The sequence below is a fragment of the Psychrobacter sp. Ps4 genome (assembly GCF_022129285.1).
In the GTDB taxonomy this organism is placed as follows: Bacteria; Pseudomonadota; Gammaproteobacteria; order Pseudomonadales; family Moraxellaceae; genus Psychrobacter; species Psychrobacter immobilis_A.
On record NZ_JADQAK010000008.1, the window covers coordinates 16,357 to 40,924 of the forward strand.

At 43.3% G+C, this 24,568-nt stretch carries 16 protein-coding genes; 9 read left to right on the forward strand and 7 right to left on the reverse strand.

Going from position 1 to position 24,568, the window contains the following annotated elements; translation table 11 throughout:
* Nucleotides 1–305: 305 nt before the first annotated feature.
* The 3 genes from I3252_RS06320 to I3252_RS06330 form a co-directional block, all read right to left on the reverse strand.
* Nucleotides 306–743 (reverse strand): hypothetical protein, encoded by a 438-nt coding sequence (locus I3252_RS06320; RefSeq protein WP_238034585.1) that lies wholly within the window; start codon nt 741–743, stop codon nt 306–308.
* 180 nt (nt 744–923) lie between these two features.
* Nucleotides 924–2,507 carry an apolipoprotein N-acyltransferase gene (gene lnt, locus I3252_RS06325; protein WP_238034586.1) on the reverse strand — a complete coding sequence of 528 codons (1,584 nt, stop codon included), beginning with the start codon at nt 2,505–2,507 and terminating at the stop codon, nt 924–926.
* A 244-nt stretch (nt 2,508–2,751) separates the two neighbouring features.
* Complete coding sequence (locus I3252_RS06330; protein WP_045445952.1) at nt 2,752–3,651, reverse strand: CBS domain-containing protein; 900 nt, start codon at nt 3,649–3,651, stop codon at nt 2,752–2,754.
* 261 nt (nt 3,652–3,912) lie between these two features.
* On the opposite strand from I3252_RS06330, the gene I3252_RS06335 reads away from it, so the two are divergent.
* Entirely contained in the window at nt 3,913–5,274 is a 1,362-nt protein-coding gene (locus I3252_RS06335; protein ID WP_238034587.1) for a DUF4105 domain-containing protein, read from the forward strand.
* Between the two features lie 79 nt (nt 5,275–5,353).
* On the opposite strand, the gene I3252_RS06340 is transcribed toward I3252_RS06335, so the two are convergent.
* Nucleotides 5,354–5,827, reverse strand: coding sequence for a YcgN family cysteine cluster protein (locus tag I3252_RS06340; RefSeq protein ID WP_238034643.1), 474 nt, complete (start codon nt 5,825–5,827; stop codon nt 5,354–5,356).
* Between the two features lie 309 nt (nt 5,828–6,136).
* Between I3252_RS06340 and I3252_RS06345 the strand changes: the two genes are divergently transcribed.
* The 5 genes from I3252_RS06345 (at nt 6,137) to ylqF (ending at nt 12,836) form a co-directional block, all read left to right on the forward strand.
* On the forward strand, nt 6,137–6,877 hold the full coding sequence (locus tag I3252_RS06345; protein ID WP_238034588.1) for a dienelactone hydrolase family protein: 741 nt from the start codon (nt 6,137–6,139) through the stop codon (nt 6,875–6,877).
* A gap of 263 nt (nt 6,878–7,140) precedes the next feature.
* Nucleotides 7,141–7,932 (forward strand): SDR family oxidoreductase, encoded by a 792-nt coding sequence (locus I3252_RS06350; protein ID WP_198329984.1) that lies wholly within the window; start codon nt 7,141–7,143, stop codon nt 7,930–7,932.
* A gap of 139 nt (nt 7,933–8,071) precedes the next feature.
* Nucleotides 8,072–8,542 (forward strand): hypothetical protein, encoded by a 471-nt coding sequence (locus I3252_RS06355; protein ID WP_238034589.1) that lies wholly within the window; start codon nt 8,072–8,074, stop codon nt 8,540–8,542.
* 153 nt (nt 8,543–8,695) lie between these two features.
* Entirely contained in the window at nt 8,696–11,755 is a 3,060-nt protein-coding gene (locus tag I3252_RS06360; RefSeq protein ID WP_238034590.1) for a DUF2339 domain-containing protein, read from the forward strand.
* Nucleotides 11,756–11,879: 124 nt separating this feature from the next.
* Nucleotides 11,880–12,836 (forward strand): ribosome biogenesis GTPase YlqF, encoded by a 957-nt coding sequence (ylqF, locus tag I3252_RS06365; RefSeq protein ID WP_238034591.1) that lies wholly within the window; start codon nt 11,880–11,882, stop codon nt 12,834–12,836.
* 154 nt (nt 12,837–12,990) lie between these two features.
* Here the strand turns inward: ylqF and I3252_RS06370 are convergent, their stop codons facing one another.
* Nucleotides 12,991–13,506, reverse strand: coding sequence for a heme-binding protein (locus I3252_RS06370; protein WP_238034592.1), 516 nt, complete (start codon nt 13,504–13,506; stop codon nt 12,991–12,993).
* 297 nt (nt 13,507–13,803) lie between these two features.
* Here I3252_RS06370 and mutY point away from each other — a divergent pair, with 297 nt between their 5' ends.
* On the forward strand, nt 13,804–15,165 hold the full coding sequence (gene mutY / locus I3252_RS06375) for an A/G-specific adenine glycosylase (RefSeq protein ID WP_238034593.1): 1,362 nt from the start codon (nt 13,804–13,806) through the stop codon (nt 15,163–15,165).
* Nucleotides 15,166–15,239: 74 nt separating this feature from the next.
* On the forward strand, nt 15,240–16,958 hold the full coding sequence (locus I3252_RS06380; protein ID WP_238034594.1) for a DUF262 domain-containing protein: 1,719 nt from the start codon (nt 15,240–15,242) through the stop codon (nt 16,956–16,958).
* Nucleotides 16,959–17,065: 107 nt separating this feature from the next.
* On the opposite strand, the gene I3252_RS06385 is transcribed toward I3252_RS06380, so the two are convergent.
* Both I3252_RS06385 and rapA read right to left on the reverse strand, forming a co-directional pair.
* Nucleotides 17,066–17,968, reverse strand: coding sequence for an acyl-CoA thioesterase II (locus I3252_RS06385; RefSeq protein WP_045452453.1), 903 nt, complete (start codon nt 17,966–17,968; stop codon nt 17,066–17,068).
* A 668-nt stretch (nt 17,969–18,636) separates the two neighbouring features.
* Nucleotides 18,637–21,525 carry an RNA polymerase-associated protein RapA gene (rapA, locus tag I3252_RS06390; protein ID WP_238034595.1) on the reverse strand — a complete coding sequence of 963 codons (2,889 nt, stop codon included), beginning with the start codon at nt 21,523–21,525 and terminating at the stop codon, nt 18,637–18,639.
* A gap of 654 nt (nt 21,526–22,179) precedes the next feature.
* Between rapA and I3252_RS06395 the strand changes: the two genes are divergently transcribed.
* Nucleotides 22,180–24,492, forward strand: coding sequence for a sensor histidine kinase (locus tag I3252_RS06395; protein WP_238034596.1), 2,313 nt, complete (start codon nt 22,180–22,182; stop codon nt 24,490–24,492).
* Nucleotides 24,493–24,568 lie beyond the last annotated feature (76 nt).

Below are 24,568 nucleotides of genomic sequence, written 5' to 3' on the forward strand. Positions count from 1 at the left end.
TCCCGACAAGCGGTCATATAGGCGCATCATTGTTTCACTTGGATATAATCAAGTAAAGAAATAATTGGTCAATAATTACACAAATACCCACAAAAAAGCCCGCTATCATTGGCTGAAAGCGGGCTTTTATTTTTAGCATCAATGGCAGTGATGACGATGCTGTGGTGCTTATGGTATTACAATAATATTGCCATAATACTTAGGTTTTAAGCAAAAACACTTAGGCTTTAAGCGAAAATACTTGGACTTTAAGCGAAGCGGTTTGTCGAGCCATACTTTAAAAAGGTAGCATCGACTTACGTATATTACTGTGCGGCTACCGCTACATCAGTGGTATCACCCGCTTCCAAATCACCGTCTGCTTGCTCAGCCGTTAGATCAGCATCTGCAACCGCAGTTTGACTAACTGTACCAGAAGCAGTGGCAGTACCCGCTTCTGCGGTAACCACAGCGCTATCAGTATCGGTCGCTGGGGTGACGCTTGCATCTGCAGCAGTATCAGTCGCTGTAGCATCCGCGGCTACAGGTGCTGTTTCAGCTGGCGCAGTGTCTTCAGCAGCAATCGCTTCTGCTTCATCAGCCGCCGCTGACGTTTCGGTTGTCTCAGCAGTAATGTGCTCGCCTGCTGGACGCAAAAATCCAGAAATACCAATAAGTAAGACGATACCTAAAAATAAGGCAACACCGCCTAAAGCAAATAAGAACTCTTTCTTAGGGTTGTTTTCGACAATATGTTCTGACATACCTTATCCACCTTGCACAAAATATTTAAAATATTGGTCTATTATATCGCAATTCGTACCGATTTGTTAAAACCCTTAAGTATTTAAAGGATTTATTATCAACAAACTTTGCCACTCGCTTTTATGGTTAATTCTCATAACTCATTCGAGCGATTCATTATCACTGGTAATAATAGCCAGTTATTTTAGCGACTTACCCAAACGCGGTTGCGGCATCCCACGCTTACCAAAGTAGCTCAAGACAAGTAACAGCGTAATGATAAAGAGAATCGGATAATTACCGAAGCTCATAAAAGGTGTATTACCAACCCGCGCCTGAACATCACCGCGCAATACGGTGCGCTCAAACTGCGGTGCACGCTCGACGATACGACCTTTATGATCGATGATAGCGGTCACGCCCGTATTGGTCGCGCGCATAAACCAACGCCCATTCTCTAGCGCGCGCATCTGCACCATTTGCAGATGTTGCAATGGACCTGCCGACGTACCAAACCAAGCATCGTTTGAGATGGTCAATAAGAAGTCCGTGCCAATCGCGTTTTTACGAGTGGTATCAGGGTAAGCCACTTCATAACAGACTGCTGAGCCCAAATTATGACCACGTACACGCAGCGGTGATTGGTTGTCACTACCACGACTATAGCTCATGATTTCTTGACTACCAGCAAGATTTGGCAAGATATCTAACATGCCTTCGAAGGGAATATATTCACCAAATGGTACCAGACGCTGCTTTTTATACATCCCCTCAGCATCACTACCTAGCGCAACCACGCTATTATAAAATGGCGGATATTTATCTGTTTTTGGGTCAAAGTTTTCTAAATCTCGATAAGGAATACCTGTTACCCATGTGGTATCTGTTTCTTTGGCCATCTTAACCATTTCACTGATAAAGCCAATCGCTTCATCTTGAAACATAGGAATAGAGGATTCTGGCCATAAGACGATATCGCGATCCCACTCAGTACTGGTCAGAGTTGCATAAATTTTCAGGGTTTCTATTTGATATTCGGTGAGCCATTTTAAATCTTGTGGAATATTACCTTGGATTAAGGACACGGACAAATCAGGCGTGCCTTTTGGTTTCGTCCATTGCGGATTAATCAACCATAACGCGCTGCTAATTACCAACAATGCTATCGACGGAATCATATAGCCGCCACGGCGACGCAATAGCTCAACCAAACTGGCTGCCAATAATACCGCCACAAAAGACACTGCAAAGACGCCAGCGACTGGTGCTAATGACGATAACCAATACTGCTCCGTAAAGGCATAACCGACAAACAACCACGGAAATCCAGTGAACAGCCACGTTTTCAGCCACTCTTGGAGTATCCATAACGCCGCAAACGACAACGGCTGACGACCGACCATACGGTTGAAAACCAACGCCAAAAAGCCATGGAATAACCCCATGCCTAACCCCATCAGCGCAATCATAATCAGCGCAAGCCATGCTGGCGTATCGCCATAAACATGAATAGAGGTGTATAACCAAAATGCACCAACGCACCAAAGTCCCGTACCGTAAGCCTGACCGATAAGAAAAGCACGCTTGCCACTCATATCAGGCATCAGTAAGGCGTATAAAATAGCAGGCGACACTAGCGCCAGTGGCCAAATGCCATAAGGCGCAAGTGCAAATATAAACACCGACCCTGCCAACAACGCAATCAATACCGTCAGCGCTATAGGCAAACCCTTGGGCTTATCAGGGTTCAGGCGTTTTTGTAAATCAACAGTAGACAGGCGCATAGCAGTTATCCAAAACCATATTTTTCAAAATTTTAAGCGTCAACATTCAGATGAAAACCAAGCTGAAGCAGACCGTATTGTGTTTTGTACAGTATCTAAAAGTTAAACCCGCCCATGATACCAGTCTCAACCCATTAATAGGTAACATTGCGTAGCAAATACCCAATAGCAAACACAAAAAAAACACGACCGCAATCGTGTTTTTTTGAGTATATCAAACAATGTTTAGGTCGCTATCGACACATCAATGACTGCCTATCAATATTTGCTGATCAGGATTGATTTTGGTGAGCTCAAGATTTTGGATAAAACGCCCTTCAACATCAGTAATAGTGATTTTCCAATCATCTATCACCACGCTTTCACCTTCCAAATCGCCCACATAACCAAGCGCCTGCATGACTAGACCACCCATGGTATCGACATCCGTATCATCAAAATGACTGCCAAGCTCATCATTACAGTCTTCAATCACGGTAGACGCTTGCACACGCCAGGTATTTGGTTTTTCAGGATCAGCGACGATGTTATTGATATCACTGTCTTCATCGAAGTCATCATGCTCATCGACGATGTCACCGACAATCTCTTCAAGCAAGTCTTCCATGGTAACGACACCGCCAAAGTTGCCGAATTCATCGACGACAATCGCCATATGTACTTGGGTACGCTGCAATGAGCGTAACAAGGTATCAGAACGTGCCGTCTCACTAATATATAGCGGCTGACGTACCAGATCTCTCAAACGTTTGCTATCGATTTTATCTTCTTGATCGCGCACCATATGCACAAGAATAGGAATCAAATCTTTGGCCAATAAGATGCCAATGACGGCATCATCATCTTGACTGTCAAAGACAGGATAACGCGAATGGGTGGTCTCAAGGATGATATCCATCACCTCAGCGAGACTGGTGCTTTCGTGCAGCCCAACCACTTGCGGACGCGGAGTCATAATTTCGCGCACTTGTGTCGCAGGCAGATCCAGCACGCCTTCCAACATATCGACGGTATCAGGCTCTAAGAACTGGCGCGAGTCTTGTACCAGACGAATCAATTCGTCACGGGTTTCGGGGGCGGTCGATAGCCAGCGTTTTAAGCCGCGCATCGACCAACTACTCGGGCTGGGAGTGTCGTCAGACATGGTGATGTGATTTAACCTCTTTAGTTAATAACAATTAAAGTAATACGTAAAAACAATAATACGTAATAACAGACGTAGATGGGGATGAATACAGCAAATAAAACAGATCTTTGATTATTAAATTATAAATAGAGCAGATCAAAGTAGCTTCACTTTAGCGCAAGGCTCACCGACATTCAACGATAAATTCACTCAAATTGTATTGTCAGTACGTTATAAACTTTGCTATGGTCAAAGCCTTCACACACCAAAGCACACCCTATGTCGCTACGTTCCTTTTTCTCTCGCCTGCTCACGCCGCACTCACATAGCCATCGTTCAGATAACGGCTTGGACACGCTTGAGCCAAATAATCATGGTTCGGATAGACACAGCTTAAAAAACAACACTGCGAATGGTCGCCAACCGACGCCTACATGGCGATATTATCTTGTACAGTTTTTCATCATTATTACCTTGCTACTGTCAGCCGTTTGGTTATTGCTGGCGATTTGGTATCAGTTTGGGGCAGGCTCTGCCATCACTTGGTTAACCGCACTTTTCATTGTTGGTGTACTAACAGCCTTACTGGGCGTTCGCTGTTGGCCAAAAATGGCTCAGCGCTTTGATCATAAACAAGGCAGCAGTAAACCATGGAGCAACAAAGCAACCATAAGTAGCAAGTCAGCAAATAAATGGTTAACCGCTTTATATGGCGCTATTTGGTTGGTAGGCGTTGGCTGGTTTTTTTCTATTGAACCTCAACAAGAGCGCGACTGGATGGCTGAGGTAAGTGAAAGAGTCACTTACGAGCGCGATGCAACCAATCCTGATTTGGTGACCCTAACCAATGTACGCAACTTTGATTGGCATACCGACACGGAGGCGACCGAACGCTGGGACACACGTACCATTGATATGTCCAAACTATCTGGCGTCGATGTCACCAACTCTTACTGGATGGGTCCACTGATTGCCCATACGTTGGTCAGCTTTCGTTTTGAAGATGATAGACCACTTGCTTTCTCATTTGAGATTCGTAAAGAAGAAGGCGAGTCGTTTTCGGCATTGGCAGGGTTTTTTAGACGCTATGAGCTGAGCCTGATTGCCGCAGAAGAGCGCGATATTATTTATACCCGAACGAATGCGCGTGGCGAGCAAGTTTATCTATTTCCCGTTAGTAACTTGCAGCAGCATGAGGTCAAGTCACTATTTGAATCTTATTTAACCGCTGCCGATGAATTGAATGCCAAGCCTGCTTGGTACAACACATTACTCAGTAATTGCACCAATATCATTTTTTATATGGCGCGTATCGTCAGTGGCGATCGCCTGCCGTGGGATTATCGGATTTGGGTCTCCGGCTGGCTGCCAAATTATCTATATGATGTCGGTATGCTTGACGCTACTCCAGAAAAGACTGGACAGCCTTGGTCAATGGATACATGGTACGAGCATACCCATATCAACTCAAAGGTTAAAGCATTTAATAATCAAATCAATCTAGAGTCTGGCGTTAATAGCAACGAAAACAGCCGTGAGTTCTCTGAGCAAATTCGTCAGAACATTCCTATCCCGCCATTGGCTGACACGCAAGAAGATGCTGAGGCAAAAGCCAAATCTGCGGCTCAGGTTTCTTATTAACATCAAGTAGCATTGTACGTTTACCCTGCAATAATACCAACGTCACTGATGTCACTGATTTCAGTAACTCTCAGTATTATCAAGGCTTCACCCAGCTGACCACCCGCTCCTCCATCGCTTCATCAGACATACCAATCTCAGAAACACAGCGCCCAGCCACGCCAACATTGGCAGCACGCATTTGTTGCTGCGTTACCACTGCATCTTGGGTCAATAACAAATGCCAACTTGGCAAATTTTGTCCTTTATACAAACGCTTATAGGCGCAGTGCGAAGGCAACCACATCATCTGCGGGAGATTGTCCATGGTTAGCTGAATACAGTCTGGCACATGCTCTTGACGCGTGTCATAGTGCTGGCAATAACCTGTCGTACAGTCCATTAGCTGGCAAGTCACATCGGTATACTCGACCAACTCTTCATCCACATCACCATGCTCATCTTCGTCAATATACTTAATCAAACAGCAGCTGCCACAGCCATCACACAATGCTTCCCATTCGCTATGATTGAGTTCTGACAATGCAAAGCGCGACCAAAAATTCGGACGCAATGTGTCATTGAGTTTACTGTCATGGTCGCTATTACTTTCATTACCACTGTCAGGAAATAAGCTCACAGCTGATTTTTCCGTGACTTTTAGCGGCAAAGTTGCGTCAGAGTCTAGGTGGGCTGCACAGTTGTTTAACAAGTTTAGTGTCATAAAGGTGCCGTAGCATTTTGATAAAGAGCGTTACAGTATTATAGCTGTTTTTGCCTAGGTTGAGCGTTAAGGTAGTAAAAGTAAGAAAAACGATGTCGCAAAAACACAGACAAATAACTTTTATAACGCAAAACTCCTCACATAAAAAAGGATAATAATATGTCAATTAAGACTTTTGAATTAATCAGTACCACCGAAAACGGTGTCCAGCTTATCAGCTATGTGGCATTGCCAGAAAATGCATCTGACGACCATCCTGTTGCGGGAATTTTAGTAGCGCCAGAATGGTGGGGTATCGTTGATCACCCAAAATCAGTGGTCGAGCGCTTGGCAGAAGCAGGTTATGCCGCCGTCGCAATGGACGTCTACGGTGAAGGCAAGCTGACCACCGATGCTGCACAAGCGAATATGTGGATGGAGCAAGTATTAGAAGATCAAGATATGCTGATGGCGCGCTGCCGTTTAATCCTTAATGACTTTAGCGACCAGTTAGCCGTTGATGGTGACAATCTAGCAGCGATTGGCTTTTGCTTCGGCGGTAAGGTCGTGCTTGATATGGCTCGCGAAGGTATGCCCTTAAAAGCGGTCGCCACTTTCCATGGCAACCCAACACCAAAACAGCCAGCGGATAAAAACTTCACCGCTGACGTATTGGTTGCTCACGGTCGCGATGATTCAATGGTATCCATGGAAGCAATAGAAGGTCTAAAATCAGAACTGGATGCTGCTGGCGTTGACTATATTATCGATGTTTATGACAACGCTAAGCATGGCTTTACCAATCCACATGCCGATGAGCGCGCTGCTAAAAATGATGTTGATCTTGGCTACAACGAAGCCGCTGCCAAGCAAAGCTGGGAAAACATGCTTGAATTTATGGAAAATAACTTAGGCAAATAATCTTTGAATCAGGCATATCAATAGCTGTTTTCAGGTTATTAACACACTATTTATTAACCCCTATCTATTAACCCACTATATAGCAGAGTGCGCCCGCCGCACTCTGCTTTTTTATCGTAAACAAATCCATATTGGTCATTACACACTTACTATTAGTAAGGATTTAAGACGCTAACATGATTATTGCACAGTCGTGATTCATATAATCGGTCACACCGCTTGCTGATAGCTCTCTAATCACTCACTAATAATAAGGTAAAACCATGAAAACCATCCAACAACTATTCGACTTTCATCATAAAACCATCATTATCAGTGGTGCAGCAGGCGCTATTGGTAGCGAGGCGGCACGGTTTTTAAGCTCATTAGGAGGCAACATTGTCCTCGCTGATTTAAATGAAGATAAAGTGAAGCAAATTGCCGCTGATATCGAAAAAGAAACAGGCAATGCAACCTTAGGCCTGAAAACCGACTTTACTGACGAGACACAAATTGCAGCCTTGGTCGATGCAACTATTGCAAAATTCGGCAAGATTTCTGCAGTAGTCAATAACGTCGGTTGGGGTGCAAATACGCCTTTGTGGGAATCTACCACCGAAAAAATGGTCAATGCGTATAAGCTCAACACCTTGGGATCTTATCATTTGACTCGTTTATGTATGCCGTATTTAAAACAAGAAGAAAACGCCTCTGTGGTATTTTCTGGATCCATGGTTGGTAATACACCATCGCCAGAATTTATCGAATACAGCACAGCTAAAGCGGGCTTGCTAAATATGGTAAAAAGTATGGCGGTCGCATCAGGTCCTGAAGTGCGCTTTAACTCATTAATTATTGGTACAGTAGATAATGGTGCCTCCTCTGAAGAAGCCGGTTATACCCAAGAGATGATCGATAATGTGGTCAAAGGTATCGTCCTAAAACGACGTGGCGTGCCAGCAGATATCGCTCAAGCGATGGCGTTTTTGTTAAGTGATGCAGCGTCTTGGATTACTGGTGCTGAACTTACAGTCAATGGTGGCGGTGTTTACAAAAGCAAAATGCCAACCTCATAAACTCAGTCATCATTTTAATCATAAATTTATAAACGATACATAATAGGGCGTGTTGAGCATTCGACCATACTGGGTAGGATTTTATCTACTCAGTATTTTTTATGCATAAACCTATTCGCTTGGACTTGGAACATAAACCATGACAACAACATTAAACGCAAAATTGCTAAAAGGCGCTATGCTTACTGGCGTAATCAATGCCTTCATTAACGGCGGCATACAATACTTCTTCTTAAAAACATACTCATCAATCGCAATATCTGTTGACTCTATTACCAATAATGAAGACACGGTGCTCGGTACCTCCGTTACCTTATCGATTACGTTAGCCATGATTTTAACTATGGTGGCTTATTTTGGTATCAAAGAAAAAAAAATAGCATTCTTCCCAACCGCTTTTTGGTTGACGATAAAGCATGGATTTTTTACCTTTGGGGTATTAACCTCTCTTGCTGTACTATGGCAAAAATACGCAGGTACGGTCGAAGTATCTTTGATTTCAGCTTTAATTATTATCGGTGTTATTGCAGGTATCGTCTCAGGTATGGTGAATTATCTAACCTTGCGTGAATGTACATTATCAGAAAGACATAAATTATATGCCGCTTAAATATCTTAGTTTATAAAGCATCAAGGTCAGCTCCATGATCGTGAACGAATAATCTTGGGCTAGCCCTTTTTTTGATGAGCGCTTTGCTTGTGTTTGCTTTGAAATCGAGTCATCATCAAGCCATCAAATATTGAGTAACGGTGTGGTAGCGCTATGTCTGATATCAGCGGGTTTGTATTGCTTGTTTGTCTAGTAGTGATTATCGTTTTTTACCATAAACTAAAGCGACGCGTTGATCAGCTTCAACAAGACATCACGCAACTGCAAGATGAGTTACAAGCGCAGCAACACCGTGTCAGCTCTATGAATAATAACGCCGATAATGACGTTGACGTTCATACTGAACCAATGGCTCAAACGATAGCTGAGACTCACTCGCCCAAACCTATTATCGAGGAGCTATTTGACTCAGCACCTCCTTTACCTACTGCTACGATTCACCCGAAACCAGCCCCTTCTCCAAAAAAACCATCGCCCATAGAGCCGGATGAGCGCTCACTGCCTATCGTCACTTCGCTGATTCACTCTATCAAAAATTGGTTTTTTGGCGGTAATCTAGTCGTACGCGTTGGCGTGATCGTCCTACTTATCGGTGTGGTGCTACTACTTCGCTTGTTAAGCGACTATATCGAAGTGTCGATAGCGTCCAAGCTTTTAGCGATAGGCATCCTCGGTTTAGGTCTAGCAGCATTAGGTCTAAAATTGGCAAAAAATCGCTTTGCTTATGGCATCACCCTACAAGGCGCAGGCTTAGCGATTGCGTATTTAACGACCTTTTTTGCCTATAGCGTTTACCAAGTCTTGCCTAGTTTACCGAGTTTTATTGGGCTTGGGCTATTATCTGCGATTACCATTGCACTCGCCGTGCGTCAAAACGCTTTTCCACTGGCTTTGTTGGCATTATCGGGTGGTTTTTTTGCGCCTATTTTGACCAGTGAAAACACGGGCAGTTTGGTGGTACTGTTTAGTTACTATCTACTATTGAACGTGACGATTGCGATTATCGCGCATTACCGCCCATGGAAAATACTGAATTTATTCGGTGTCACTGTGACATTTGGATTGGCGTACTACTGGGGCATCAGTGAGAATTTGAGCACGGTCATTGAGTCGCAGCGCTGGTCTTTAGTCTTACTGGTCACCTTACACTTACTGCTATATCTGTTTGTCGTCATTCGCTACACCCAACAAATCATTGCCTACAATACTCTTAATGAAACAGACATCATCCAGACAGAGAGCGCAGACAACGTAAAACATCTAGATAGCGTTCACGCAAGAAATAATAGATATGTATTCCCTATTGATACTGGCTTACTGTTTTCAGTGCCGATATTAGCCTTTGGTTTATTTGCGGCATTATTAGATGACATTCCTAACGCCTTAACCATCGCTAGTGCTATTTTAGCCACTGTTTATTTAGGACTTGGCTGGTTGTTTGTGCAGCGTAGCCAGCGTTATGCCTTAATCACCGAAGGCATGCTAGCTTTAGGGTTTGGCTTTTTAGCACTGGTGATCCCGCTGGCATTCGATGCTGAATGGATTGCTTTTGGCTGGTCAGTACAAGGACTGGCACTGGTGTGGTTTGGACGGCGTTCATTGCGAGCGTGGTCAGTGCTATTCGGTCTTTTATTGCAGCTAATCAGTATCGGCATGCTGATGGTAAAAGTGGTCTTCGCCATTCAAGATTATCCGACATTGGCATTAAGCATTTCCGCTATGACTTATTTAGCCACTGTATTTATTTTACGCACGAACAACTCGCCAACTACATTGAACGATAGCAGCGACATCTTGGATAACGACTTAAATGATAGCTTAGATAATCATTCAACATATTCTCAAGAGCAAAACGCCACGCCAGATGCGATAGCAACCTATGCCAACGCATTAGGTATTAGCACTCATGCCGCCCAGCAATGGCTAACCTCAATCAACAGCCACAGCACAGTATTTAATCTTGTTTGGCACAGTCCTATACTCATAAGATTTTTGACCTTTACGGCTATAGCGTGGCTACTACAAGTGCTGCTACTTGATTTTAACCAGTGGTTTGCCAGTTGGACACTAGCAACGACGACCATGATTGCACTCGCAGCACTGGTCAGTGTTGCCATTTATTGGACAATCAATCGTTATCGCTCGTGGATAGAAATCAGACAACTTAGCCACGGCTTATCGATCGTCTTTTATCTCATGCTCGTCCTACAATTGCCGCAAAAATTCGAGTTTCATTTAATATGGCAAGGAGCAGATTGGCTACTATTGACTGGTCTAATCATTGGTTGGTTGGTCATCGGACAGTTGTGGTTAAAGACGTGGTACGACCATTCCGAGCTGTCACGCTATGATGGCACAAGCTGGCTGGGAGCTAGCACTCTAATCATTGCTGCCGCCGCCCACTATGGACTCGCAGAGTCCGCTGGCGTAATGGCTGTCTTGATGCCAGCCATTTTAATATTGGCTGGATTATGGTGCTGTCATCGTTATGCCAGCTATCGTAAGCAAAATACGCGTACAAACAAGGCATTCAAGCAAAGCCCACTGTACTGGTTTGATTGGCAACAAGCGCTATTGAGCTGCGCGGCTATCTTTGCGCCCATTGCTTTAAGTTGGGTCATCATTACCAACTGGTCTTATGATGGTGTAATTTGGGATATGTCATATTTTCCGCTATTGAATTTATACGACATTACCTCTGTTCTGGCGTTATTGGTTGGGTTTAGTCTATATTACATGAGCCAACATCGCCGCGATGAGAGTCGTATCGAATCAAGTGCAGCTCCCCAAACTAAGCGCATACTTACCACCAGTTATTTATTGGTTACGTTGGGACTTATTAGCTTTTGGCTGATTTCCAGTATATTGGTCAGAACGCTACATACCTTTATCGGTACACCGCTTTGGGACAGCGCTCAGGGCGGCGCATGGAATAGCGAGCAAGTGCAGACAGGGTTGACTATTTTATGGACGCTCTTGGCTTTAGCCGCCACCATCGTCGCCAGTCGCTATTGGCAGCGGACGCTTTGGTTTATGGGTATCGGGCTATTAGGCGTCGTCGTAATTAAACTGGTAATAGTTGATTTGTCACAGACCGAAGCGATTTGGCGGGTGATATCTTTCCTTGGCGCAGGCAGTTTAATACTATTAATTGGTTATCTTGCACCGTTACCCCCTGCCCGCGATGAAATAGAAAATCTAGCTCAAGAGTAACCGCGCATCTGGTTGGGCGAAATTATGGCGTGAGTACTGTGGTTCTGTAGTAAACTGGACACCATGAAAAGTAAATGACGATCGTCTTACTTTGCGCATTTTTTATAAAAGGTTATGAAAGCAGATGGATAAGAGAGCAAGTATTCAGTGGTTCCCTGGGCACATGAACAAAGCCCGTAACGAAATCAAAGAAATCATGCCGCAGATGGATTTGGTCATCGAGGTGATCGATGCGCGTATCCCATATAGTAGTGAAAACCCAATGGTCGCGGCATTGCGCGGCGAAAAACCCGTCATCAAAATTCTGAACAAAGCCGACCTTGCTGATCCTGAATTGACCCAAGCGTGGATGGACTATCTTGAGCAGCAAAGCGGTGTGAAAGCCATTGCTTGCGATACTGATAAAGCCAATGATGTCAAACGTATCATAGCCATCTGTAAACAACTTGTGCCCAATAAAGTGGGTACGGGTCGCCAAATTAAAGCCATGATTATGGGAATTCCAAACGTTGGTAAATCAACATTGATTAATACCTTGGCTGGACGTGCTGTCGCCAGAACTGGCGATGAGCCAGCGGTCACTAAGTCGCAGCAATTGATTAAACTTGACGATGACATCATGCTCTATGACACGCCCGGTATGCTATGGCCAAAAGTCGAAAACGAAAACTCTGGCTATCGTCTGGCAGCGACGGGCGGTATTCGTGATACCGCTTTTGACTTCGCTGATGTTGCCAGCTATACCGCTGAATACTTGATGCAAGCCTATCCTGAGCTGCTAAAAACCCGCTATAAAATTGAAGAACTACCAAAGACTGATTGGGAGTTTTTTGAAGTCGCTGGACGCAATCGTGGCTGTGTACGTTCGGGCAATCAAGTCGATACCTACCGCATGTCTGAGATTTTGATCAACGAGTTACGTAGCGCTAAGCTTGGGCGTATTACGCTTGAGACGCCAGCTATGTCTGAAGCTGAAGAACTCGTCGTCGCCGAGCAACGCTTAGCAGCAGAAGAAAAAAGAATCGCTAAAGAAGAAGAAAAGCGCTTACGTCGTTTGAAAACGCGGAAGAATCGGAAGTAAATCGACAACCCTTTTTGTCTATAATGTTAGCTGCATAAAATTATTTTAGAGCTCATGCAAAAAAAGCCCCTAAGGGCTTTTTTTATGTCTACTGCTAACGATATCGAAGTTATTCGATGATATCTAAATCATTTAGCGATATCTAAGTCATCGACTACTTCTGTTTAGGCATGACTTTTTCGATAGCTTTCAACGCACAAGCTTCGTCTTGTACTGCACCGCCTGCGCCGCCCGCTGCAATAGCGCCAATCACATCATTGCCAAACTTTAACGGCACACCACCGCCGATCAGCAGTAAATCATTTACCGTATTCAGGTTATTTGAGTCTGGATTAGCGCGAGCATTATCCGCCAACGTACGTGAAGGCGTTTTGGTAGATAATGCCGTAAATGCCTTGCGAACAGCAGCATCAGTATTGTGCGGACCAACGTTATCATCGCGCTGTAGCGCGATTAAATTACCAGCACGATCAACAACTGCGACAACGGCAGATTTGCCCTCTGCGTGACAGGCTGCCATGGTGGCATCGATTAATTCATTGGCCAACTCTAAAGAAACATTGGGCTGTTGTAATACTAGATTTGGTTTGGCGGCCAAAACGTTGGCTGAACAGCCAATGACTGCTAGCGCCAATATTGCTTTAGATAAGTAGTTCGAGATTAACTTCATAAAGAGTCCTAAATATTACTCATACATGTGAGCGTTTGTTTGAAATGATGCTTAGTGAGCTTTAATAAGCGTATTTGATGAAACCAGACAACGAGTTATCGTTAACTCAAAGGTGCTCTTGCGACTCTAGCGAGAATGAGAGTCATAATCTTGCAAAAAGCACAACAATGATAAGTTAATTTTTCTACAAAATTCACTTAATTCTGTAAGATTTACTTTATAAATTTGCAACTCTACATTAAGTTTTCTGTTACATACTCTATTTTTTAACACTCATACTCAAAAGACGCTTACATCGTGGTAATCTCAAACAGCGATATCAACTTACTTCTCTCAAAAATCGGTTATAATTCATACACTAATATGCCAAAAATTGATGATATGACTCAGCTTACTCCCACTGCAAACCTCACAACGATAGAAAATAATTTTACTCAATACTCTACTTCTCTCGATTCATTCGCCCCGCGCCTACTCGATTGGTTCGCCGAAAACGGTCGCCACGATTTACCTTGGCAGCAGCACCAAACCGACGCGCCCAATCCTTATATCGTCTGGCTATCCGAAGTCATGCTACAGCAAACACAAGTAACGACAGTGCTGCCCTATTTTGCCCGTTTTATGGCATCGTTTCCGACTGTGCAAAATTTAGCCGCAGCAGAATGGGATACGGTTGCGGAGCATTGGGCAGGACTTGGTTATTATGCGCGTGCGCGTAATTTGCATAAAGGCGCGAAACAACTGGTCGAAGTCATTGATGAGACGGGCGACTTTCCGCAGACGCTAGCAGGGTGGGAAGCCATATCTGGCGTAGGGCCATCGACTGCTGGCGCGATTATGGCGATGGGCTTACATCGTTATGGCGTCATCTGTGATGGTAATGTCAAACGTGTCTTGACGCGTTGGGCAGCGATTGACGGTGATATTACCAAATCTGCCACCACCAAAGAGCTATGGGCATTGGCAGAGCGTTTAACGCCTGTCGATGACTCAGGGTTGTTCGCACAAGCGATGATGGATATGGGCGCGACGTTATGCACGCGTAGCAAACCTGCCTGCCTATTATGTCCCCTTCAAGAGGATTGTTTTGCACATGCTGAGGGACGCGAAACGGATTATCCGGTCAAAGCAAAAAAACAGCCCAAACCCAGCAAGTTTAGCAATGCACTGTTAATTAAAAATTCTGATGGCAAAATACTGTGGCTACAACGCCCTGACAATGGCATTTGGGGCGGACTGTGGAGTTTGCCTTTACAGTTTGTAGAAAAAACCGCAGGCAAAGTGAATACTAAAACTGCCGCAGAAAAGACGACTGAAATTGACGATACATCATTAAAAGTGACCAGTAATGAAAAAGTATATGAAGCAGAATTTACCACTGCCGAGCAAATTATCAATGAATGGTTAGATAAGCACAAATTGACAGCAAAAGCAGTCAGTAAAACTTTATTAGACAATACTCCTATTAAACATTCACTGACCCATTTTCATTGGTATTTAACACCGCAATCAGTCACTTTAAATGCTAAGCAAATTACCGAAATAACCGAAGCCTTACAGGCAGCAGAGATCAATATTAATTGGTTAAATGCTGTTGATGCTCAGGCAACGCTTGGATTGCCACGAGCAATGGTTAAGATTTTAGAAGATGGAGAGTAGAATAAATATTACGGAATAGTATATCTGTTATATTAATCTTTAAAAAATAATTCAGTACAACGGAATGAGAAACAATGAAAATTGAGGCAGATGATAAGGAAATCCAAGATATCTTTTCTTTAGGCATATTCAAGATCCCGAGATTTCAAAGACCTTACTCGTGGGGTAAAGCTGAAGTAGAAAACTTCTGGGACGATATCATCAACGATGTTACTGATAGCTATTTTATAGGCTCTATGGTTGTATATCAGACCAAAAAACCATATTTCGGGATCGTGGATGGACAACAACGATTGACAACAATCACTATTGTCCTGTCTGTTATTAGAGACGCTTTTGCCAAACTGGGCGATACTAATTTAGCGAAAGGTATTCATAGATACATTGAAAGGCCCAATAATGACTTTGTTGATGAGTTTGTATTGGATACAGAGACTTCTTTCCCTTATTTACAAACACATATACAGTCTTTTGACGAATCACCTTCCAAAATAAACTTCGATTGTGATGTAGGTGCAGAGGAAACAAATCTAAAGCTAGCTTACGACCTTCTTTCAAATAAACTAGAAGACCATATTCCACAAATCTCTAAAAATAGTCATCAAAGAGACCTTTTTACACCTGAAGACTCTATTATTGAGCTAAAAGCATTACGCGATAAATTTCTTTCGTTAAAGCTTGTATTTATACAACTAGACAACGAAGACGATGCTTACTTAATTTTTGAAACTTTAAATGCACGTGGTCGAGATTTGAGAACGTCCGACTTAGTCAAAAACCTTCTCTTAAAAACAATCAAATCTGCAAATACAACCTATGATAGCCCTAAGCAAGCTTGGAACAAACTTGTAAAAGGTTTCGACGATATATCTGAAAATGATGTAATAGACACTTTTTTATTACATTATTGGATTTCAAGGCAGGAATATACAACTGATAAGAAACTGTTTTCATGTATCAAAAGCCATATACTGAAATCTCCTAGTAACGCTAGAACACTACTAGAAAGTTTAAGCACGTCTGCTATAAATTACTGCGAAATGCTCAGCCCTGAAAACTCAGTATGGACTAAAGAGCAATTTGAGGTTAAATTGTCTTTAGAAGCTTTAAATAGTTTTAAGGTGAAACAGCAATCTTCCTTTGTTTTATCTCTCTTATCCGCTTATAAAGAAAGAAAAATCACGCTCAAACAATTAAAGACTATGTTAAATAAAATTGAGCATTTCCACTTCGTTTTTAATGCGATTACACAACAACGATCATCTGGTAGTATCGCAACCATGTATTCACAGCATGCTATTGATTTATCAAATACTGAAAATCCTGATGAATTGCAGAAAATATTGGCAAGTTTAAGTAGGAAGTTGAAAGATAAGTTACCTTCTTATGAAGAATTTGAAGTCAAATTTCTAGAATTACATTACTTATCAAATAAGACTAGAAACAAATCAATTATTAAGTATGCGTTGAGAAGGTTAGTAGGAAATAACAGCAATGGTTTAGATATAAATCATGATAACTTAACTATAGAACACCTGATACCTGAAGCTAGAATTAAAATAGATTTAGAAAGTGATATAGTTGGTAGCATAGGAAACCTTATTTTGACAGACTCAAATACCAACGGTCATGGACTAAAAGATAAGATCATTACTGAAAAACTAGCATTACTAACTCAAACCGGCTTTCCACTAACTAAATTCTTTTTAGATAATTCAGAGTGGAACGAGAATATGATACTAGAACGTACTAAGAAGATATCTAATGCTCTTTATGCTAAAGTAATTTTTTAATCAACCATATCTAGAATAACTTCTTAAAGAACTACCTCATATACCATAAAAAAAGCGACTCAAAATGTATCTTGAGTCGCTTTTTTTAGTTATCAGAAGATGAGAGCTTAGGACTTCGGCACTCGCAAACGCATCAGGCCTTCTTGTTGTACCGTAGCCACCAGCTTACCGTCTTGCCAAAACTGCCCATGGTTTAAGCCCTTGGCATTAGACGTGGTATCACTCCACATGTCGTATAGCATCCAACCGTTTAGATCAAAATTACGATGAAAATGCATCGAGTGGTCAATACTAGCCGCTTGCAAGCCGCTGGTCATAAAGCTAACACCATGTGACATCAGCCCTGTACCAACCAGATAAAAATCGGACGAAAATGCCAATAGCGCTTGTTGAATCGCAACAGGTTGATTGCCCAATTCACGGATACGCAACCAGTTCGCCTGCTTGGGTTTCATTGGCTCTGGATGAATCGGATCACGCGGCTTAACAGGTTTAATCTCGACATGGCGACGCCGCATAAAGCGAGCTTTGAGTGCGTCTGGGACTTTTCCGACATACTCTTCTTTTAAATCTTGCTCAGCCAGTAAATCCTCTGGTGGCGGATAGACAGGCATATCCTCTTGATATTCCAAACCCTCTTCCATCGGCGAAAACGAGGCTATCATTGAAAATATTACTTGCTCAATGGGCGCTTTACCACGCACTTCTTTATACTGAATCGCCGTCACTTCACGCGCAGACAGACTACGACCGTCACGCAAGCGGCGTACCTGATAAATCACTGGCTGCGTGATATCACCACCGCGCAAAAAATAGCCGTGCAGTGAATGACAGGGTTTGTCTTTATCCAGTGTATGCGCCGCCGCCATGATGGCTTGGGCGAGCACTTGTCCACCAAAAATACGACTGCCAACATAGTCATGGCTCTTACCCTCAAAGACATCGGGGGTCACTTCAATAAGCGCTACGGTAGCTAGCAGCTCATCAATCAATTGCGAATAATCGGACATGACGATATGTTTCCTTATTTTTATCAAAAACGCTAAGCATCTGAAAATACGCACCTAAAGATATCGATATGATATCGCGAAAGACAAAAGACACTTTGCATTTGAATGTAAAATAATATGAAATCACTTGCTGAAAATGCACAAGAGAGATTTAACACGAAAATTTTAGCGCAAAAAACACGGTCATAGCAGCGCTATCACCAGCATTTATTATATAGTTGTTTCAGCTTAGATGAAGTACAAAGCAATCGAGTACAAAGGTATATGTGATACTTCACACAAGATGCGGTCACCCTTTTATAGCAAACGGGCTATAAATCGAAAAGATAAACATCTTACCCAATATCGATGGCTTTGACTAGAGAGCGACGCTCACTTGGCAATATCATGTTGATATTTTTGCTTAACATGCCTTAAGGCGCGCTCTAGGGCGTGTCCTCATTTTAAAAATGGTCATAAAAATGAGATAAATTGTCGTCAAACAAGGAAAGTAGCGCAAATAATATCGAGATATTGATAAGCTATTTGACGATGTTTGGCAAAATTTAGCCATTTTTAGCCCATTTAGAAGATAATCGATGGAATTGAGGACACGCCCTAATATAAACGATATTAATCATAAAAAAACGAGATGCTATTAAACATCTCGTTTTTTTGATCATTTACATTTATGGCTTCACTGCCACTAACACACGGATAGAGTCTGGGACTAATAACAGACTACCTAGTGCTTGCTCACCCTGGGCTTTCAGCTGCTCCAAACGCTCAATTTCGGCAGGGCGTACGTTAGGATTAATCGTTTGTAGATGTTTTAGACGTTTGATTTCACGTGACCACTGCTGGCTAAAACGGGCACTGGCTTGTTCGCCAATCTCAGCAAGCTGCTGACGGGCAATCTCTTCCGCTTCATAATAACGCTGCTCAATTACATCACCGCGTACTTTAATGACTTGGCGAGCACGGTTTTTATCCAGACGTTCAATATGCGGCATAATCATCTCCGCACTGATACGCGAGGACAAATCACTGCCTTGCTCACTGATAAATACACGGATATTTTGCGTGGTCAGCGTCGCGGGTAAATTGAGTAACCTTGGCGCAATGGCTTCAACGCGGAAATTCACTTCGAGCAGCACCATACCTTGTGGTACAGCAGAACTTTTTAGCATCGCCACCGTGGTATTACCAAAGGTGCTGGTACTCGCCAACTCATAAATCGCGCGCATCAATGGATGCTCATGAGTGATAAATTCGATATCTTCACGTTGCAGTGCTTGCTCACGCTCGAATGTCAAGGTCATACCGTCTTCGTCACCGAGTGGCAGACCATCGATATAATCACTAATTTCAGTGCTGTCAATCGGAGCAATCACCCACGAGCCATCGCGCTGGATATTGTGATCGATATTGGCTGAGGCAAAAAAGCGCTCAATAAACTGCGGCAATAGATTATGGCCATCAAAATCGCGCATGGCGTCAGCGATACGTTTAGCAACACGTGGGCGACACGAATTGTATTCTAATAGGCGATCACGACCCGCTTGTAGCTGTGCCTCTAACCCCAATCGCGTCTGTTTCGCTTCTTCGATGATATCTTGTAGTATCGCACGGTTCTCGTCAGTATCCGCGCCTTCAAGCATGGGTTTTAGCTCTTGAATATACTGCTCTTGCACGCTCTGCGCCGTTGGAGAGATTTGATTAAACATATTCAGTGCGTCGTGATACCATTTATACAGACGCTCTTGTGCTGTGCCTTGTACATAAGGTACATGCAGCATGATTTGCTGCGTTTGTCCGATACGATCTAGGCGACCGATTCGCTGCTCTAGGGTATCTGGATTGGCTGGCAAATCCCACAATATCAGCTGGCTTGCAAACTGGAAGTTACGACCTTCCGAGCCAATCTCCGAGCATAATAATATCTGTGCGCCTTCGCTATCAGCAAAGAACGCCGCTGCTTGGTCACGCTCAAGCAAGGTCATCTGCTCGGTAAAGATAGCCGTTTTAATACCAGCATGTAAGCGTAATACCGCCTCTAAGCTCTCAACCGTCGCGCCACTACGGGCAATCAACAGCACTTTTTTGTGCTTAAGCTCGCCGCGCAAAATATCAATCAACCAAGGCACACGTGGGTCATCTTCTAGCCAGCCACCATCAGGTTGGTTTTCTTCGCCCCATAGCTGCTCACGCAATTTACCATTGGTTTGATAGCTGTCTTTCCATGCGGCAGGTAATGCCAGTGGATACGGCTGGCTGCTACGACCATAGAACCCTTTCACACTTTCACGGGTATTACGGAATAGAATACGACCTGTACCATGACGATCTAATAGCTCGTTGAGCGCATAGGTGCGCAATTTTTCGTCATCATTAATCGTTGCCAACTCATCAAGACTGATGTCTAACAAGCTGCTCAAAGCGGCAATTTGACTGTCGCTTAATGGCTTATCTTCTATCAATACACCAGCGACGGCAGCCGTTTCTGCAAAGGCTTCTTGACCATTGATAAACTCATCCAAATCATCAAAGCGATCCGGATCGAGCAAACGCAAACGAGCAAAGTGACTTTGTGCGCCAAGCTGCTCTGGCGTTGCTGTCAATAGCATGACCCCTGGCGTTTCTTCGGCAAAGTCGGCGATTAAGTCATATTTATCATTGCCGCCTTGCGCCTCATCCCAATGCAGGTGATGCGCCTCATCAACCACCAGTAAATCAAACCCTGCATCCATCGCTTGGTCGTACAAATCAGGGTGATCGAGTAATAAATCCATACCCGCAATGATACATTGCTCAGTGGCAAAGACGTTTTGCTCAGGATCGTGTTCTTTAATGGCTGCTGCACGTACCAAATCGAATAAGGCAAAATTTAGATTAAAACGACGACGCAGCTCAATCATCCACTGATATTGTAGACTGTCTGGTACCAGAATGAGCACACGCTCAGCTTTGCCTGTTAACAGCTGTTGATGAATAATCAAACCTGCTTCGATGGTTTTGCCCAAACCAACTTCGTCAGCAAGCAACACACGCGGTGCGATACGTTTGCCAACTTCATGAGCGATATAGAGCTGATGCTCAATGATATCGACACGCGCACCCATCAAACCTTTAAGCGGATGACCCGCTAGCGCCGACTGCATACGCAAGATATCTTGACGCAGCTCATACCAATCACCACGCTCAATCCGACCAGCTAGCAGACGCTCAAGCGGCTTAGCAAGCGTGATATTGGCAGCAAGACGGGTTTCCATAATGCCTCGTTCATGCTCATCGACACTGTATTTGAGTACACCCATCACTTCTTCGACCGCGGTTACGGTATAGCTCTTACCCGCTTGATCAGAAATACTATCGCCGACTTTAAACACCACGCGTGATAATGGCGCGGAGTTTTTGGCGTAGACGCGCGTCTCTTCACTTTGTGGAAATAGAATGTGCACACATCGGTCATCTACATCGATGACCACACCCAAGCCCAGCTCGGACTCCGTATCAGATAAATAACGTTGACCAACGGCAAATTCAGTATTGTGCAATGAAGCGATAGAGATAGTCATAGGGCGATGTCTTTTGTACTCAGATAATAGGAAAAAATAGATAGCTCATAATGAGAGTTGCTAGCGTGAATCACTAGCGCGATGTCATTACTTAATAGTCTGAGAGGTCGCCGGCCATACCGGCAGCGTCAGCTCATTAGCTAGGTCGCAAGATAAAGCCGACCATTATATAACGTTAGCAGCTAGATGAGTGCGCTAAGTTGACTTTTCAAGAGCAGATTATTGCAAGATTATATCAACGCCAAGCATAAGTTGGTCATATAAAACAATAAGATAACGACTCGCAAGTAAAGAAAAAATATTGTCATTATAAAATTGATTCTGTATTGTTAATAAATACAATAGAACATTTCTTCTTTCTTACCTGAATTATTCAAACGCACGTCTATACATACTCTTTTGCCGCCTAGTATTCATGATTAATTATCCTTCAGGGTTTACGGGCACATTATGGCCTTTTATAGTCCTTTAAGTTATAAAACCATCAATAGTTAAGTCGGTTAAGTTATAAGAGTAAAGCAGTACTTTTAATTTTTTGCTATATGTACAGACCATTTTAATTAAGATTACGCATTACCACCTGATTGATTGCCACCAATACCTAGCATTGGCACTCTTCTTCGTGGTCACTATTATCCAAGGACTATCACCATCATGAGTGCCTCCAAAAAAGTTGGCTTTTTTAATCAAGTCAGTACCCAAGTAACCACTATTTTATTTATTGCTTTTGCGGTCGTACTGGCGGTCGTCGTTTATGTTGTTGATAAAGAGGGCTATGAGAAAATCCGCCTTGAATCTGCAAAATTGGTGGCTGAACGTGGCAATACCGCGGTAAATAGTATTTCAGCCGATATCAATCGGGTGATGCGTAGTGCCTTACTACTACAGCAAAGCGCGCAAACCTTGCCCACAGAAGAGGCGATTTTACAAACCAGTACTGCCAATGCCTTTGATAAGCGTGATTATAACTTACTGGGTAGTGGTGGTATTTGGCCTGAAAAAGGCGCACTTGGGGCAAATACCGCGACCCATCCATTTTTGATGGTTCGTCAAAACGGTGATTATCAAGCGGTGTTGAGCGATCCAAATCCTACCAATCCTTATTATCAAGAAGATTGGTTTAGCGTCTTAAAGTTGCTCAAACCTGAGAGCTGTATTTGGAACCATGTGCGCGCCAGCCAAACCAAAGGCGAGCTTGCGATGAGCTGCGGTGTGGCAATCGAGCGTGACAATCAGTTTTGGGGTGCCAGTACGGTTAACTTTACGCTGAATCAGCTACAAGAAAACATCGTCAAGTTAAGCGAAAGCTCAGGCTCAGGCTACATTCTACTCTTGGATAATAGTGACAAGGTGATCGCCTCCTCTAACCCTGAACGCTTAAGCTATATTGATGAGAAAACGGGTACGCCGCTTGATATCAAACAAGTCATCAACTCAGACCCTGCTTGGCAACCCGTGCTTGATTTCTTAGATGTCCAACGTAATGAGATCATCGAACAAGTCGCCGCCAGCGTCTCACCACAAGTTCAGCAGGTACTGACCACGCTTGATAAAGCTGAGACTGGTACGGCAAAAGGTTATTATTTGGTGAACTACGCCGCTTACCTAAATAATGGCGAAAACAAGCAAAACGCCATGGACAGCCGCTTATTACAGAGCTTTGAGTTGGCAAAAGACAGTTACTACAACGGCAGTCAAGCCTATGTCTTTGAGATTCCTGAGACTTATTGGAAGCTGATCGTTGTCCAACCTGATGCTGAAATTAACGCCATTGCCGATAATCTCAGTGAAAACTTGGTTAACTGGATTGCATTAGCACTATTGATTACGGCTGGCGTCATTTACTTCATGCTGACCTTCTTAGCATTCAAACCCTTGAAAGAAACCACTGATAAAATCTCTGAAGCGGAAAGCTTAATTAATAATAAGCAATACAATAAGCTGAGCGAGGTTAAATTCGCAGAAGGTCGCAACGAGATTGGACTGGTGAACGGCTCTATTAATGACCTACTAGACCGAATCCAGTCTAATGAAGGTAAGCTTGCCAACATTAACCAACAGCTAGAGATTAAAGTCGAAGAACGTACCGCTGAGCTGCAAGAAACGCTAAAAGAGCTGAAAAACTCGCAGTTGCAATTGATTCGTTCAGAAAAAATGGCAACGTTGGGTCAAATGGTGGCAGGCGTTGCTCATGAAGTGAACACACCTTTATCATACGTGCAAAATAATCTTGAAATTATTGGTCAGTTAACTGAGCAATACGAAGAGCTGATTGAATTGGTACAAGGATTAAAAAGCGTTAAAACTGATGCGGCGGCTGATGGAAAAATTGACAAGCTTCTAGCAGATATTATCCGTGCTTCTGATGAAATCCAAGAAGATGACCTATCAGCTGAATTAAAAGAGCTGATTAAAGATTCGTTATTTGGCGTCGAGCAAATCACTGAGATGGTACTAAATCTACGTAACTTTGCCCGTCTTGATGAGTCAAAAGTGAAAACCATCGATGTGCGCGAATGTATCGAAGCCTCGCTTAAAATCGCTGGCAACTCTATTAGACATCAAGAGATTGTGACTGATTTTGCGCCCACGCCTGAAGTGAAATGCTCACCGTCGCAAATTAACCAAGTCTTGGTCAATCTACTGAACAATGCCGCGCAAGCCATGGGAGAAAAACCTGATGGCAAGATCGAAGTACGCACCCGTACCGATGATCACCATGTTTATATTGATGTGATCGACAACGGTAAAGGTATGAGTCCAGAAGTTCTCAATCAAATCTTTGAACCGTTCTTTACGACCAAAGGCGCAGGCGAAGGTACTGGTCTTGGTATGGCAATCAGCCAGCAAATTATGGAGCAACATAATGGCGATATCAAAGTCGTATCGACCGAAGGCGTTGGCACCACATTTACGTTAATACTGCCGATTAATAATAACTTAACAGAGCAAAACCTAGTCGCGTAAGCGCTGGATCAGCTGCCCTGTTACGTAGAACAGATTTAGATATTTAACGACTATTATTCATCATCATAAGGAACTC